This window comes from Streptomyces sp. SBT349 (assembly GCF_001083795.1).
GTDB lineage: Bacteria > Actinomycetota > Actinomycetes > Streptomycetales > Streptomycetaceae > Streptomyces.
Genome location: NZ_LAVK01000177.1, coordinates 1 through 15,287, shown reverse-complemented (window position 1 = coordinate 15,287; position 15,287 = coordinate 1). Strand labels below are relative to the sequence as shown.

General features: G+C 73.2%; 14 protein-coding genes. 7 read left to right on the top strand and 7 right to left on the bottom strand.

Annotated features, from left to right (window positions below):
• Nucleotides 1-58: 58 nt before the first annotated feature.
• Genes ADY01_RS21130 through ADY01_RS21110 form a run of 5 tightly spaced genes read right to left on the bottom strand, consistent with a single transcriptional unit; the run spans nt 59 to nt 6,123 of the window.
• A complete protein-coding gene (locus ADY01_RS21130; protein ID WP_049575910.1) occupies nt 59-2,002 on the bottom strand; it encodes a DUF2264 domain-containing protein in 1,944 nt (647 codons plus the stop codon).
• Complete coding sequence (locus ADY01_RS21125; protein ID WP_049575919.1) at nt 1,999-2,991, bottom strand: hydroxyacid dehydrogenase; 993 nt, start codon at nt 2,989-2,991, stop codon at nt 1,999-2,001. The genes ADY01_RS21130 and ADY01_RS21125 overlap by 4 nt, the downstream gene beginning before the upstream one ends.
• Nucleotides 2,992-3,014: 23 nt before the next feature.
• Nucleotides 3,015-3,869 carry a carbohydrate ABC transporter permease gene (locus ADY01_RS21120; protein WP_049575907.1) on the bottom strand — a complete coding sequence of 285 codons (855 nt, stop codon included), beginning with the start codon at nt 3,867-3,869 and terminating at the stop codon, nt 3,015-3,017.
• Nucleotides 3,866-4,804 (bottom strand): carbohydrate ABC transporter permease, encoded by a 939-nt coding sequence (locus ADY01_RS21115; protein WP_049575904.1) that lies wholly within the window; start codon nt 4,802-4,804, stop codon nt 3,866-3,868. The genes ADY01_RS21120 and ADY01_RS21115 overlap by 4 nt, the downstream gene beginning before the upstream one ends.
• Nucleotides 4,801-6,123, bottom strand: coding sequence for an ABC transporter substrate-binding protein (locus ADY01_RS21110; protein ID WP_049575901.1), 1,323 nt, complete (start codon nt 6,121-6,123; stop codon nt 4,801-4,803). The genes ADY01_RS21115 and ADY01_RS21110 overlap by 4 nt, the downstream gene beginning before the upstream one ends.
• Before the next feature lie 117 nt (nt 6,124-6,240).
• Here ADY01_RS21110 and ADY01_RS21105 point away from each other — a divergent pair, with 117 nt between their 5' ends.
• From ADY01_RS21105 to ADY01_RS21085, 5 genes are all read left to right on the top strand, one after another.
• Entirely contained in the window at nt 6,241-7,353 is a 1,113-nt protein-coding gene (locus tag ADY01_RS21105; protein ID WP_049575898.1) for a substrate-binding domain-containing protein, read from the top strand.
• An 80-nt stretch (nt 7,354-7,433) separates the two neighbouring features.
• A complete protein-coding gene (locus ADY01_RS21100; RefSeq protein WP_053171050.1) occupies nt 7,434-8,552 on the top strand; it encodes a cellulase family glycosylhydrolase in 1,119 nt (372 codons plus the stop codon).
• Nucleotides 8,549-9,388, top strand: a complete 840-nt coding sequence (locus ADY01_RS21095; protein WP_049575895.1) for a family 16 glycosylhydrolase — start codon at nt 8,549-8,551, stop codon at nt 9,386-9,388. Before ADY01_RS21100 ends, ADY01_RS21095 begins: the two co-directional genes overlap by 4 nt.
• A gap of 53 nt (nt 9,389-9,441) precedes the next feature.
• A complete protein-coding gene (locus ADY01_RS21090; RefSeq protein ID WP_049575892.1) occupies nt 9,442-9,639 on the top strand; it encodes a hypothetical protein in 198 nt (65 codons plus the stop codon).
• Nucleotides 9,640-9,938: 299 nt separating this feature from the next.
• Entirely contained in the window at nt 9,939-10,352 is a 414-nt protein-coding gene (locus tag ADY01_RS21085) for a hypothetical protein (RefSeq protein WP_049575888.1), read from the top strand.
• A 105-nt stretch (nt 10,353-10,457) separates the two neighbouring features.
• Here ADY01_RS21085 and ADY01_RS21080 read toward each other — a convergent pair whose 3' ends face one another.
• Nucleotides 10,458-11,321, bottom strand: coding sequence for a helix-turn-helix transcriptional regulator (locus ADY01_RS21080; protein ID WP_049575885.1), 864 nt, complete (start codon nt 11,319-11,321; stop codon nt 10,458-10,460).
• A gap of 135 nt (nt 11,322-11,456) precedes the next feature.
• Between ADY01_RS21080 and ADY01_RS21075 the strand changes: the two genes are divergently transcribed.
• Nucleotides 11,457-12,452 carry an aldo/keto reductase gene (locus ADY01_RS21075; RefSeq protein WP_049575883.1) on the top strand — a complete coding sequence of 332 codons (996 nt, stop codon included), beginning with the start codon at nt 11,457-11,459 and terminating at the stop codon, nt 12,450-12,452.
• A 200-nt stretch (nt 12,453-12,652) separates the two neighbouring features.
• Complete coding sequence (locus tag ADY01_RS21070) at nt 12,653-14,182, top strand: AMP-binding protein (protein ID WP_049575881.1); 1,530 nt, start codon at nt 12,653-12,655, stop codon at nt 14,180-14,182.
• A 9-nt stretch (nt 14,183-14,191) separates the two neighbouring features.
• Here ADY01_RS21070 and ADY01_RS21065 read toward each other — a convergent pair.
• The coding region (locus tag ADY01_RS21065; protein ID WP_063784302.1) for a serine hydrolase domain-containing protein at nt 14,192-15,287 on the bottom strand (1,096 nt) is incomplete at its 5' end.

Genomic DNA, 15,287 nt, shown 5'->3' with positions numbered 1-15,287 from the left:
ACCGCACCGTCGTCATCGACTGGCCGGACGGCCGCCGCGGACCGCTCGGGCGGAGGACTCATATCGGGACCTCGGTGCGGCGGCCGTCCGGCCAGTCGATGACGACGGTGCGGTCATCCACGTCGAGCCGCGGCACCTCCGGCGGGGCACCTGCGGATCGCGGACCCCGGTCGAGGACGGTCAGGGCGGCCAGCAGGCCGCCGGCGGGGAGGGCGCCGACCGTGGCCACCCAGGGCACGGCCGTCCAGGTGCCGAGCGGGCTGACGTCAGGTTCCAGCCATACGCCGGTGCGGTCGAAGCCGAGCAACGGGTGGACGCTGCTGCGCAGTCGGTCCGTGCGGGCGGTGGCCCCGGGCCCGGTGCGGGGGCGGTCGGACGCGGTGACGGGCCAGCCCCCCAGCCGCAGCCGGTGCGCGAGGGCCCGGGGGCCGGCCCGTTCCACCCGCACCAGGCGCACTTCGACCCCGCCGTTGAGCGCGGAGGCGACGGTGAGACGCGGTCCCCGGGTGATCCGGCCGGCGCGGCCCGAGCCGTGGTCGGGTCCGGCGTCGGGTGCCGGGTCCACCCAGTGGACGGGACCGGCCGAGGCCGCCAGCAGCACCCCGTCGGGCTCCCGCCGCGCGTAGCGGGTGGTGAAGCCGGTGCGGTGCGTGGCGCGCCCCGCACCGTCGAGCAGCACCACGGCGTTGTCCACGGGCGCCTCGACCGACGTCCCGGTCAGCGGCGGGAGGGTGGCGGTGGAGTAGCCGAGCCTGGCGTAGAGCGGGGCGTCGGTGACGGTGTCCCCCGGAGCGGCGTGGTCGGTGCCGTGGTTGACGACGGTGACCAGGCCGTCGCGGCGGCGCCCGGAGACCAGCCAGCCGGGCGCCTCGATGACCCGGGCGAAGTCGCCCTCCTCCACGGGCAGGGGCCGTTCGGTCGCGGTCCACACCGGATGGTCGGCGGGCAGGGCCAGGCCGAGCATCCCCTTGGCCGCCCAGTAGGGCGAGCCGGGCCCGGAGTACGCCTGGCGCATCGGGGGCCACGCGTGGTGCCAGCCCAGGGTGAGCAGGCCCGCGCGGTCCGGCGCGCCATGGTCGGCGAAGTGGCGCAGCACGCCGCTGGCCGCTCGCCGCAGCAGGCCGGGCGGCAGCCCGCCCGTCCCGGTGAGGGCCGCGGTCCAGAAGGGGGCCGCGGCGGCGAACCGGTAGATGAGGCTGCGGCCCTGGAGCAGGGGCGAGCCGTCCGCGCCGATGAGGTGCACCGCGTCCTGGAGATAACGGGCGAGGTCCTCGGCCCAGGTCCGGCGGAGTTCGGGCGGGCAGAGGGTTCCGGTGACGGGGAACGCGTGGGTCCACAGCAGCGGGTAGAGGTGCAGCGCCCAGCCGGTGTAGTGGTCGTAGGCGCGCTGGTCGGCGCCGTCGGAGAGCCAGCCGCCCGGCCGGCGCAGGGAGGCGTGGACGGCGAGGTCGGCTTCGATGTCGGTGGGCGACCAGGGCCCGCCCACCTCGCGCAGGAAGGACTCCACGACGATCCGGAACCAGACCCAGTTGATGGGCGGGTAGGGCTGGCCGACGACGGTGGACAGCCAGTCGACGGTGCGCTGTCGCACCCGGTCGTCGAGGCGGTCCCAGAGCCAGGGCCTGGTGAGCTGGAGGATCAGCGCGAGGGAGGCCGCCTCCACCTTCGCCTGGCCCAGCTCGTCCGGGCGCGGCCACGCTTCGGGCGAGGCGGGGTCGGTGCCGGCCGCCAGCCCCGTGGCGTAACGCTCCAGCAGCCCGGTGGGGTCGGCGCCGCGTTCGCCGGCGATCCGGAAGCCGGCCAGCAGCAGGGAGCGGGCGAAACCCTCCAGCCCGTCCGAGGCGGGGCCGTAGCGGCTCGGCGGGCCCGGCAGGTCGACGCGCGCCCCCAGCGGGGAGCGGTGCCGGTCCACGGCGGCCAGCATCCGGTCGGCCAGGCCGGTCCAGTGGGCCCGGGTCCAGCCGGTGTGGGGGGAGAGGGCGCGGTCGGCCGGTGCGGTCATGCCTGGGCCGCCAGGCTCTGGCGGGTGACCGGGTCCAGGGGCGGGGCGCCGGAGTTGTAGCGCTCCAGTTCGGTGAGGGCCGCCTGCGTCATCCTGCGGGTCTCCGAGCCGAGCGAGCCGGCGATGTGCGGGGTGAGCATCACGTTGGGCAGGTCGTAGAGCGGCGAGTCGGGCGGCAGCGGCTCGGGTTCGGTCACGTCGAGGATGGCGTGCAGCTCGCCGCCGAGGCAGGCCCGGGTCAGCGCCTCGGTGTCGATCAGGCTCCCCCGCGCGGTGTTGACCAGCACGGCGTGCGGCGGCAGGGCGGCAAGTTCCGCGGCGCCGATCAGTCCTCGGGTCTGCGGGAGGGAGGGAGCGTGCAGGCTGAGCACGTCGGCCTGGGGCAACGCCTCCTCCAGCGTCGCCGGTTGGGCACCGGCGGCGAGGACGGTGGCCGGGTCGATCACGGGGTCGACGACCAGCACGCGGGCCAGGCCGAGATCCCTGAGGAGGCCGCAGACGCGGGCGCCGACCCGGGAGTGGCCCACCAGGACCACCGTGCGGTCGCGGGCGGACAGTTCGCCGCGGCCGTCCCGGTAGGACCAGTCGGCGCGGAACCGGCGGGCGTCGGTGGCGAGGAACGGCACCTTCTTGAACGCCCAGAGCACGGCGGCCAGCGTGTACTGGGCCACCGGCTCGGCGTTGGCGCCCGCCGCGGTGGTGACCAGCAGGCCGCGGTCGAAGGCCGCTCCGCTCACGTGGGGCCGCACCGATCCGGCCGCGTGGAAGACGGCGCGCAGCCGGGGGGCCGCGGCGAGGACGTCGGTGTCCAGGCGGGGGCAGCCCCAGGAGGTGATGAGCACCTCGGTCTCGGCGAGCCGGCGACGCGTGCGGGGCGAGCGCAGCTCGTCGGTGACCAACGGATCGTCCAGGGTGGCCAGTTGGTCCAGCCGGGCCAGTTCGGGCTCGGCGAACTGGGTGGTGAAGGTGTCGCGCCCCATGACCAGCATCGTCTGGGGGCGTGCGGGTCCGGTCACTTGAGGCTCCCGGTGGCCAGACCGGAGCGCCACTGCCGCTGGAGCACGATGAACGCGATCACCAGCGGCACCACGGCCAGCAGCGAGCCGGTGATGACGAGGGGGCTGTACTGGGGGAACTGGCCCACGCGGGAACTCCACTGGAACAGGCCGAGCGTCATGGGGAACAGCTCGGGGTCGGTGAGCATGACCAGGGGGAGGAAGAAGTTGTTCCAGATGCCGACGAACTGGAACAGCACGATGGTGACCACGCCGGGCCGCATCATCGGCAGGGCGATGGTGAAGAAGGTGCGCAGCTCGCTCGCGCCGTCGACGCGGGACGCCTCCAGCACCTCGTCGGGGACGGCCGCCTCGGCGTAGGCGCGGGCGAGGTAGACGCCGAAGGGGTTGGTCAGCAGGGGTATGAAGACGGCCCAGAAGGTGTCGACGAGGCGCAGTTCCGAGGCGAGCAGGTAGAGCGGCAGCGCCAGGGCGGTGGTGGGGACGAGCACGCCGGCCAGGGTGACGGCGAACAGGGCGCGGCGGCCGGGGAAGTCGAGCTTGGCGATGGCGTAGCCGCAGGCGGCGCAGATCAGCGCGCCCAGGACGGCGCCGAGTCCGGCGTACAGCAGGGAGTTGCGCACCCAGTGGAGGAAGACGCCGTCCTCCTCGGCGAAGAGGTCGCCGAGGTTGCTCCAGAGGTTCCAGTCCCCGAGCTCGAAGGCGCTGGTGGTGGAGAAGTCCCCGACGTTCTTGGTCGACGAGGTGAACAGCCACACCAGCGGCAGCACGCTGTAGAGCGCGGCGATGAACAGCAGGGCGTGCACGGTGCCTCGGGACGTCCAGCGGGACGTCCGCCGCGAGGTGGTCAACGGGACCTCCGGGTGGACAGGCGCATCACCAGCGCCGAGAGCAGTGCCGAGGCGAGGGCGAGCAGCAGCGAGGCCGCCGCCGCCCTTCCGTAGTCGTTGCTGATGAAGGCGGCCTCGTAGACGTAGAGGCTGGGGGTCCAGGTGCTGGTGACCGAGGAGCTGAACGCCCGCAGCACCAGGGGTTCCGTGAAGAGCTGGAGGGAGCCGATGACGGTGAAGACCAGGGCCACGAACACGGTCGGCCGGATCATCGGCACCTTGATGGACAGCGCGGTGCGGATCGGCCCGGCCCCGTCCGCCGTGGACGCCTCCAGCACGTCGCGGGGCACGGCGCGCAGCGCGGTGGAGAAGATGATGACGTTGTAGCCCATCCACTGCCAGGTCGCCATGGTGACGATGGAGGGGAGTACGCCGTTGGCGCCCAGCGGGTCCCAGGGCAGCACGTCGTCGAGCGGCCCGACTCCGGGGCTGTACAGGTAGGCCCAGATCAGCCCGGCGATCACGCCCGGCACGGCGTAGGGCAGGAACACGGCCAGCGACCACGTCCGCCGCAGCCGCACCGTCGCCCCGTCGAGCAGCAGCGCCAGCAGCAGGGCGCCGCCGAGCATCAGCGGCACGTGGACGGCGGCGTAGAGGGCGACGTTGCCCACGCCTTCCAGGAACGCGGCGTCGCCGAGCACGTCGCCGTAGTTGTCCAGCCAGACGAAGACGTCGCGGGGGCCGTCGAAGCCGAGTCCCGACAGGCGTTCGGTGAACAGGCTCAGATAGATCGCGTAGCCGATGGGCACCAGCACGGTGCCGACCAGCAGCAGCGCGAAGGGCCCGGCCAGCAGCAGCGGGGCCAGTCGGGCCCGGCGTCCGGCGGGGCGCGCCGGGCGCGACGCCCCGGTGTCCTGCCCGCTCCCGGCAGCGGGGCGGGGGGCGATGACGGTCATGCCGCGCTCCCTTCTCTGACGGCGAGACCGCGATCGCGCATGGTGGCCACGGCGGTCGCCTGCACGTCGCGGATCGCCGCCGGGATGGTGGTGCCGCCGGACGAGACCCGGCCGAGGGCGTCGGCGACCGAGGAGAAGAGGCCGAGGGAGTTGGGGCCCCAGGTCCACTCGGGGACCCGGGCGTCGGCCTCGTCGAGCACGTCGTAGACGGGGTCGCCGATGAAGTAGTCGTTGGAGACGACCTGGCGGGCGACGTCCCGGTTGGGCAGGTAGGCGGGGAAGGGGGAGGTGAACGTGGCGCCGATGCGCGGGACGTCGGGATCGGTGCTCAGCCAGCGCAGGAAGGTCAGGGCGGCCTCGGGGACGTCGCTCTCCGCGGAGACCCCGAAGGCGGTGCCGCCCTGCATCCCGTTGGCCGGCGGCTCACCCCACGCCGGCATGGTGGTGACGGCCCAGCGGCCGGTGTCCTCGGGGACGGACTTCTTCAGGGTGCCCACGCCCCAGGCCGCGCCCAGGTATCCCCACAGCCGGCCCTCGTGGATGCCGGCGATCCAGTCCTGGGTGCCGGTGCCGCCGCTGCCGACCAGGTCGGCGGCGATGAGCTCCTGCCAGTACCCGGCGGTGCGCAGGGTGCCCTCCCCGGCGACGTCGACCACCCACGTGTCGCCCTCGACGCGCCACCAGGGGTCGCCCGCGCCCCAGGCCATGCCCGCGAAGAACGAGCCGTCGTTGAGCGGGAACGTGGTCAGCCGCGCTCCCGGGTCGGCCTCGCGCACCAGCTCGGCGGCGGCCTCGAACTCCCGCCAGTCGCGCGGCACCGGGACGCCGTGCTCGTCGAAGAGGTCCTTGCGGTAGTAGAGGGCCATGGGCGCCATGTCCATGGGCGTGGCCCAGGTGCGCCCGTCGGGGCGCACGGCCCGCCAGGCGGCCGGCGAGTATCCCTCGGCCAGGTCGGCCAGGTCCTCGGTGAGTTCGCGCAGTCCGCCGGTGGCCAGCACCTGGATCAGGCCCTGGTACTCGACGTGCAGGATGTCGGGCGCGTTGTGGGCCTTGATGGCGTTGGTCTGCTGGGCGTAGCCCCCGGAGAGGCCGGCCGCTATCACGCTCAGCTCCACATGGACGTCGTCCTGCGCCGCGTTGAAGGCGGCAACGTACTGGTCCATGCCCGTCATCCAGGACCAGAGGGTGACCCGGGTGGCGCCGGAGGCGGTGGTCGAGGACGAGCAGCCGGTGAGGCCGGCGCCCCCGGCCGCGAACGCGGCGGCGCCGGCCGAGGCGCGCAGGAGGGCGCGGCGTGACCAGCCGGTGTGTAGCGCCATGACGTCAGTCCCTTCCGAAGGGTGTGCCGGTCACTTCAACTCGTGTCATAGTTCACGGTCAATCACTATGAATCGAAACGATCAGAATCGATCACATGTGAAAGTGAGGCCCGGCCGGTGATCCTCCCCTCGGAGCGCCAGGAGCGCATTCTCGCCACCGTCCGCAGCCAGGGCACGGTGCGGCTGAGCGAGCTGGTCGAGCGGCTCGGCGTCTCGGCGGTCACGGTCCGCCGGGATGTCACCGCACTCGCCGACCGGGGCCTGCTGCGGCGGGTGCACGGCGGCGTCACCCTGTCGCACCGCGGCGGCCGGGAGCCGGAGCAGCACCGGACGGCCTTCGGCCCCGTGGCCCCCGGCATGCTGCTCGGCATGGTCGTGCCGTCCGTGGAGTATTACTGGCCCCAGGTCATCCAGGGCGCGCAGACCGCGGTGAACGCGGCGGAGGGCCGGCTGGTGATGCGCGTCTCCAGCTACGAACCGGGCGAGGACCGCCGCCAGATCACCGCTCTGCTGGACCGCGGGGCGCGCACCCTGCTGGTCGCCCCCGTGGTCACCGGCGCCTACGGTCTGGACCTGCTGCGCTGGCTGGCCACGCTGCCCGTGCCCGTGGTCCTGGTGGAACGCCAGCCCCCGCCCGAGCTGCCGACCCTGGAACTGGACGCGGCCACCACGGCGCACGCGCTGGGCGCCGGGCTCGGCGTCCGGCACCTGGTGACCCTCGGGCACGCCGCCATCGCGCTGATCCTCTCCCGGCAGAGCCCCACCAGTCGCGCGCTGCGCCAGGGGTGGCAGGAGACCATGGCCGAACTCGGCCTGCCGCAACCCGAGTCCTGGCGGTTCGAGGTGCCCGTCTACGGCACCGCCGGGTGGGCGGCGGCCTACGACCTGGTGCTGCGACGCTGCCGGGAGTCGGGCATGACCGCGCTGCTGGTGCACTCCGACCGGGAGGCCATCGGCATGGTGGAGCGCGCCCGGGACCTCGGCATCGCCGTACCCGACGAGCTGGCCGTGGTGTCCTACGACGACGAGGTCGCCGCCACCTCCGACCCGCCGCTCACCGCCGTCCGCCCCCAGAAGCACCGCCTGGGCCAGCTGGCCGCCCAACTCGCCCTCGCCCGCGTCAGCGAGCCCGGCCGCCGCCCGGTGCACCGGGTGCAGCTCTGGCCCACCCTTGAGGTCCGCGAGTCCTGCGGCGCCGAGGCACCGACGATCGGATCTGTTCGCTTGTGACCGATCCGTGATGAGTCAATTGACTGGGTGGGGAGGCCAGTTGACGGTGTCGGCAGCGACGCATCACGAAAGGGATCACCATGCCGCACCTCCATGCCCACCGCCGCCGCCGCGGCCTGCCGGCCGCGCTCGCCGCGCTGGTCGCCGCGCCCCTCGTGGCGCTCTCCTCCCCCTCCGTCACCGCGGCGGAACCGGCGCCGGAGTCCGCGCCGGAGTCCGCCCCGCTGGCCGCCTCCGACTTCAGGGGCGTGAACTGGGCCATGCCGGGAGACAACTTCACCGACGACGCCGTCGTGCCCGAGGGACTGAGCGAGTCCGACAGTTACGACACCGTCAGGGCCAAGGCCACCGCCGTCTATGACGGGTTCCGCAGCAGTATCGGCGCCAACACGGTCCGGCTGCCGATCAACTTCGACTCCTATCCCGGTACGGCATGGGGTGACGCCTACGCCGGGGCCGTCGACGCCGCCACGGCGAGCGGCTTCAACGTGATCATCTCCATGTGGGAAGGGGAATCGTCGAACGGCCGGATCGACGACATGGCGGGCTTCGACGCGATGTGGGACGCCGTCGTCGACCGGTGGGGCTCCGACAGCCGCGTCCACTTCGAGCCGATGAACGAGCCCCACGGCTACAGCGCCGGGGAGTGGGCCGACATCGCCGCCGCCTGGATCGCCGACCGCCCCACGGTCCCCAGGGAGCGGATTTTCGTCAGCGGCCACGGCTACAACGGTGACGTCACTTCCGTGTGCGGCGACAGCCGCCTCGACGGCACCTACCTGTCGCTCCACCTGTACGCGTTCCAGTTCGGCGAGATGAGCTACGACGCGTGGCGGGACACGTTCGACTCCCGGATCGGCGACTGCGGTTCGCGCACCGTCCTGGACGAGTTCGGCGCCCCGCTGGACGACGGCAGGGACTACAACGACCCGGACAGCGGCGACAACTTCGTCCGGTACATCCGCGCCGCCACCGACACCGTCCGTTCCCAGGGGATGGGCGCCGTCTACTGGCCTGCCCTCGGCGGCAAGCACACCAACCGGCCCGACCACGACTGGTACTCCCTCTACGCCCTCGGGGGCAGCGGCACCGACCTGACGCTGACCCTGCGCAACGCCAGCATCGTCGACCGGCTCCACCACGCCTGGGCCGCGGGCGGCGCCCAGGCCACCACCCCTTCCCAGGGAGGACGCTCATGAGCGAGTCCGCCGACCGGCCCCGCGCGGGAATCGGTCGCAGAAGGCTGATCACCGGCGCCGCCGCCGTCGCCACCGCCGCGGCGGCGACGAGCCTCGCCGCCGCCCGCCCCGCGCGGGCCGCGGCCTGGGAGACGGTCCTCGGGCCCGACTCCTTGGGCAGCTACGGGTCCCTGGAGGCGAACTGGAACTACCTCTACCCCTGGGGCTCCGACCACAACGGCTCCGCCCGCATGTACGGCAGCGCGGCCGACCACAACCACATCTCCCTCTCCGGCGGCACGCTGACCCTCAAGGCCACCCGCATCACCTGGGACGAGGGGAACAGCAGCGCCGACCCGCACCTGCCGATCCGTTACCACTCGGGTGCCATCCACGCCAAGCACCAGGTGCGCGTCACCGACCAGTACCCCGATTACGAGGTGAAGGGCGAGTTCCAGGCGCCGAGCGCCCCCGGCACCTGGCCCGCGTTCTGGCTCACCGGCGTCAACAGCTGGCCCCCGGAGAGCGACATCCTGGAGTTCAAGGGCGACAACCGGAACTGGTTCAACACCTTCCGCACCTCCTCCGACGTCTCCAGCACCCTCGTGCCGGTCACCTCTCCCGGCAGCTGGCACGCGTACCGCGCGTGGATCACCCGGGTCAACGCCACGGACGTGGAGATCCATTACTACCTCGACGACACCTGGCGGGCGGTCCACCGGGGCGCCGGCTTCGTCGGCAAGCCGCTGTGGCTCATCTGCAACCTCCAGATGGAGGGCTCCTCGGGCGGATCGGGCCCTTCGGGCGACACCTTCTACCGCGCCCGCAACATCTACGTCGGCCGCACCGCGGCCTGAGCGCCCGACTATTCAGTTCGTGGGCGGCGGGTCCGTCCCCTAGGTTGCGACGCATGGCCGAACCCGCCGATCCAGGACACCGGGCCGCCGAGGGGCCGCCGCGCCTGGTCACCCGCGCGCTCCTGCTGCGCTTGGTGACGGTCGTCGGCTCCTCGGCGAGCTTCTACCTGCTGCTGCCGGTCGTCCCGGCGTACGCGCAGAGCGTGCCGGGCCGCGGCAGCGACATGGCGGGCCTGGTCACCGGGCGCTGATGCCCGGTGGGACCGGACGGCGGAGCGCGCACCATCCACGACGAGCCGGAAGGGCCGGGAGGCGACGGCGGAGGGGCAACGGTGAGCTGCGAACCCGTGGACGGGCCTGCCGGTGGCGTGTGAACGGCGGGGCGGTGGCGTGAAGTTCGAGTCACGGCCTCATTACAAACAGATCATGCTCAGATAAGATCTTGGCGACCGATCTTCTCATCCGGAGGAAAGGCTTCCGTATGTCCGCGCGACTCAGACGTCCTCTTCAACGCCTCGCCGCGATACTCCCGGTGGCCGCCGTCTTATGGATGGCAGCTCCGTCGACCGCCTCCGCCCACACCATCGACCAGGCGGTCGCCGCCTCCGACGGCTGCGCCTGGGGTGACGACGCCGAATACCTCACCCTGCACTCCGACCTGATCCAGACGTCGGCCGGGGAGATCCTCGGCACCGGGTTCCTGCTGTGGAGCGGCACGTTCCAGGAGAACTGCGTCGTCACCCTGAAGGCGGGCGCCGCCCACGGCGTCTCGACCTGGACCGAAGCCCAACTCCACACCGAGGACGGCTCCACCTGGGGGGACGCGGGCGCCTTCGGGCACTACGCGGCGGTCTACGCCCCGACCGGCGGCCAGTGCGTCGCCTACACGGTCGTGATCACCTCGCCCAGCGGTGAGGAAGCCACGGGCGGGCGCCCCGAGTTCGCGAACTGCTCCCGGCTGTAGGAGCTGTAGGAGCACCGCCACCGGCTCACGGCTGACGCCGTGACCTCGTGAAAGGGCTGAGAGCCCCTCCCAGGGGCTCTCACGCCTCCACCGCGACATCCAGCCTCACACGCCGAGTTGACCGTCGAGCCGGGGGCTGGGGAACTCCTCGATGCCCAGGACCCGTAGCAGCTCCAGCCGTTCGCGGGTCCCGTCGTCCGCCGGGGTGAGCACCAGCAGCAGTTGACCCTGGTCGGGCGTGGTCAGGGTCTCGCAGTCCATCAGCAGGCGGCCCACCCGAGGGTGCAGCACGGTCTTGCGGTCGGCGCGTCGGACCGCCACCTCGTGCTCGGCCCAGAGCCGGCGGAAGTCGGCGCTGGCGGTCAGCAGCCGGTCGACGAGCCCGGCGACCGCGGGGTCGCCCGACCGGCGGCCGGCGACCGCGCGCAGGTCGGCCACGAGCTGGCGGGCGTAGTGCTCCCGTTCCTCGGGCGCCTGGGTGGCGCTGGTGGCGGGGTCGGTGAACCAGCGGTACACGACATAGCGCCGGTCGCCGCAGTAGCGGGTGTGGTCGCCCGTCAGCAGGACGGCCGCCCGGTTCTGGGCGAGGACCTCGCCCAGGTCGGACAGCACCATGGCCGGGGTGTCGCCGAGCAGGTCGAGCATCCGGATCAGGCCGGCGCGGGCGAGGCGGGCCACCCCGTCGGCGGGCGGGGGCCGGTGGCCGGCCAGGTGGAAGAGGTGGTCGCGCTCGTCGTCGGAGAGCCGCAGCACCCGGGCCAGCGCGCCGAGCAGCTGCGTCGAGGGCTGACTGCTGCGGCCCTGTTCGAGGCGGACGACGTAGTCCACCGACATGCCGGCGAGCATGGCCACCTCTTCGCGGCGCAGGCCGGTGGTGCGGCGGCGGGGGCCGTCGGCGATGCCCACCTCGGCCGGGCGGATCGCCTCGCGGCGGAGGCGCAGGAAGTCGGCGAGCTGCTCACGTTCCATGCCCCCATGGTCCCCGCGGCGGGCGCGCCGATCCAGGGAGCGGCTCTCCCATGATGAACGCTCCGCTCCCGCATGCCGCGGCGCGGGTCCACGGTGGGGGACAGGTCGAGGACGCGGACGACGAAGGAGAACGCGATGCAGATACGGACCCTGGGCAGCACCGGACCGGCCGTCTCCGCGCTGGGGCTGGGCGCGATGGGGATGTCGGGCGCGTACGGCGCGGCCGACCGCGCGGAGAGTATCGCCACCGTGCACGCCGCGCTGGAGGCCGGCGTCACGCTGATCGACACGGGCGACTTCTACGGCATGGGCCACAACGAGTCGCTGCTCGCCGAGGCACTGCGCGGCCGGGACCGTGACAGCTACCGGTTGAGCGTCAAGTTCGGCATGTTGCGGGGGCCGGGCCCGGTGTTCGGCGGGCACGACTGCCGGCCCGAGGCGGTGAGGAACTTCCTGGCCTACTCGCTGACCCGGCTGGGCACCGACCACATCGACGTCTACCGCCCCGCCCGGCTGGACCCGGCGGTGCCGGTGGAGGAGACGGTGGGCGCGATCAAGGAGATGATCGACGCCGGGTATGTGCGGCACCTCGGCCTCTCGGAGGTCGACGCGGCGACGATCCGCCGGGCGCACGCCGTGCACCCGGTCGCCGACCTCCAGATCGAGTACTCGCTCATCTCCCGCGCGGTGGAGGCGGACGTCCTGCCCACGCTGAGGGAGCTCGGCATCGGCATGACCGCGTACGGCGTCCTCGGCCGCGGCCTCATCTCCGGGCACTGGTCCGCGGGCCACACCGCCGGTCCCGGCGACGGCCGCGCCACCGGGCCGCGGTTCGCCGGCGGGAACGTGGAGCACAACCTCGCCCTCGTGGAGGCGCTGCGCCGGGTGGCCGAGGCGAAGGGGCGCACCGTCGCCCAGTCGGCCATCGCCTGGGTGGCCGCGCAGGGCGAGGACATCGTGCCGCTGGTCGGCGCCCGCACCCGCGAGCGGCTGGCCGAGGCGCTGCCCGCGGCGGAGTTGAGCCTCACCGCGGACGACCTGGCCGAGATCGAGAAGGCGGTGCCGCCCGGCGCGGCGCGCGGCGACCGGTACCCGGCCGCGTTCATGTCCGGTCTCGGCGTGGGGAACTGAGCCAGGACCACGCGGGTGGGCGGCCGAACGGGGGGCGTGCGGGCGGGTGTTGACCGGACCGTGGCAGGGAGCGCCGGTCGTGCGATGATGGCGCACCGGCAGTGGGACGGGTCTCGCGGCCGGGTCGGACGGCCGACCGCGCGCCCGGCCCGACGCGACCGCTCGCCCACGGGCGATCTCTTCGCACGGGAGGACCACCGATGATTGTCCCGTTCAGCGTCACCGACTTCCTCGATCGAGCCCTCACGGTGTACGGCGACCGCCTCGGGGTGGCCGACGAGCCCGACCAGCCCGCCCGCACCCTCGGCGAGCTCACCTACGCGCAGGTCGGCGAGCGCGCTCGGGCGCTGGCCGCGAACCTGGACCGGCTCGGCATCGGAACGGGCGAGCGCGTGGCCGTGGTGTCGCACAACAGCGCCCGGCTGATGACCGCCTTCTTCGGCGTCAGCGGCTACGGCCGGGTCCTCGTGCCCATCAACTTCCGGCTCTCCGCCGACGAGGTGGCCTACATCGTCGAGCACTCCGGCGCGCGGGTGCTCTATGTCGACCCCGAGCTCAGGGACGCCCTCAAGTCCGTCGACTGCGCGCACACGTATCCGCTGGGCGACGACGACGCGCTCTACCTGCCCGGCACGGAGCCGCGCCCCTGGGAGCCCGACGAGAACGCCACCGCCACGATCAACTACACCTCCGGCACCACCGCCCGGCCCAAGGGCGTGCAGATCACCCATCGCAACCTCTGGGTCAACGCCACCACGTTCGCGCTCCACGCCGGGGTCAGCGATCGCGACGTCTACCTGCACACGCTGCCGATGTTCCACGCCAACGGCTGGGGCATGCCGTTCGCCATGGCGGGGCTGGGCGTGCCGCAGATCGTGCTGCGCAAGGTCGACGGCGCGGAGATCCTGCGCCGGGTGGAGCGATACGGCGTCACCGTCATGTGCGGCGCGCCCGCCGTGGTGGCGGCGATCCTCGACGCCGCGCAGACGTGGGACGGCGAGATCCCCGGCCGCGACCGGGTGCGCGTCATCGTCGCGGGCGCGCCACCGCCGACCAGGACCGTGGCGCGCGTCGAGGCCGAGCTGGGCTGGGAGTTCATCCAGCTCTACGGCCTCACGGAGACCTCCCCGCTGCTCACGATCAACCGCGCCCGCCCGGAGTGGGACGACCTGCCGCCCGAGGAGCGCGCCGCGAGACTGGTGCGGGCCGGCGCCCCGGCGCTGGGCGTGCGGCTGAGGGTCGACGGGAGAGGCGAGGTCCTCGCACGCTCCAACGTGGTGTCGCAGGGCTACTGGGACAACGCCGAGGAGACCGGGCGGAGCATGGCCGACGGCTGGTTCCACACCGGCGACGGCGGTGTGCTCGGGGAGGACGGCTACCTCACCATCCAGGACCGCAAGAAGGACGTGATCATCACCGGCGGTGAGAACGTCTCGTCCATCGAGGTCGAGGACGTCATCTTCAGCCACCCCGACGTCGCCGAGATCGCCGTGATCGGCGTGCCCGACGAGAAGTGGGGCGAGACGATCAAGGCCCTGGTGGTGAGGGTCGACGGTTCGACGCTGACCGAGCGGGAGCTGATCGACTACTGCAAGTCCAGGATGGCCCGCTTCAAGGCGCCGACGAGCGTGGAGTTCCGGGACGCGCTGGCCCGCACGGCGACCGGCAAGCTCCAGAAGTTCAAGCTGCGCGCCCCCTACTGGGAGGGCTTCGAGCGGCAGGTCAACTGACGCGGCGGGTCAACTGAGGCGGCGGGCCACGAAGGCGGCGTCGACGGCGTCCTCCAGGCGGGCCTTGGCCTGGTCGGAGCCGGTCCGCGCGGTGATGTAGGCCGTGACCTGGCGGCCGGAGGCGTCGCGGCCGGACCGGGTGGACGTGCCGAGGTGGTCGCCGAGGTGGCCCCAGAAGGAGCCGCCCCCGGTCAACGGGAACCGCCGGAGTCCGAGGCCGCAGCCTTCGCCGGGGCCCGGCGGCAGGACGGTCATCATCTCGGCCAGCGCGGGCGCGGTCAGCAGCCGGCCCTCGAACAGCCGCTGCCAGAAGCGGTTCAGGTCCGAGGGGGTGGAGACCAGGGCGCCGCTCGCGCCCGCCAGCGAGGGTTCGAACTCGGTGACGTCCAGCAGGGGGCCTCCCGGATCGGCCGGATCGGCCACGTAGGCGCGGGCGTGCCGGCCGCGGATCGCGCGTTCGCCCGTGGGCGGCCAGTAGGTGTCGGACAGGCCCGCGGGCCTGATGACGCGTTCGGTGACCGCCGTGCCGATGTCGTCTCCGGTCAGCCGCTCCACCAGCATCCCGGCGATCAGATAGCCGGTGCTGCTGTACTCCCATCCCCTTCCCGGATCGAAGTCCGGTGCGTGCGCGAGGGCGAACCGGACCAGCTCCGCCGCCTCGACCGGCTCGTCCCGGTCCAGCGGGTTCAGGTGCGCCATGTAGTCCGGGAGGCCACTGGTGTGCTGGAGCAGCCGGCGCACCGAGATGTGGCGGCCGTCGATGTCCGCGCCGTCGCCGGTGCCCCGCACCACGCCGGGCAGGTAGGTCTCGATCGGCTCGTCGAGCCGGACCGCGCCCCGGCCCGCCAGCTGGAGGACGGCCACGGCGGTGAACGACTTGGTGACGCTGCCGACCCGGTACCGCCCGTCGCCGCCGACCATCGGCCGGCCCGTGCCCAGCTCGGCGGTGCCGGAGGTCAGGGTGATCGCCCGGCGGTCACCGTCACGGATCCGCGCCAGTGCCCCGGGGATGCCGTCGGTCCCGGTCAGCGAGTCCAGGTGCCGCCGCACGGCGTCCGTACCCCCGGCCGGGCCCTGCTTCGCTGCGGCGGCACCTGGACTCGCT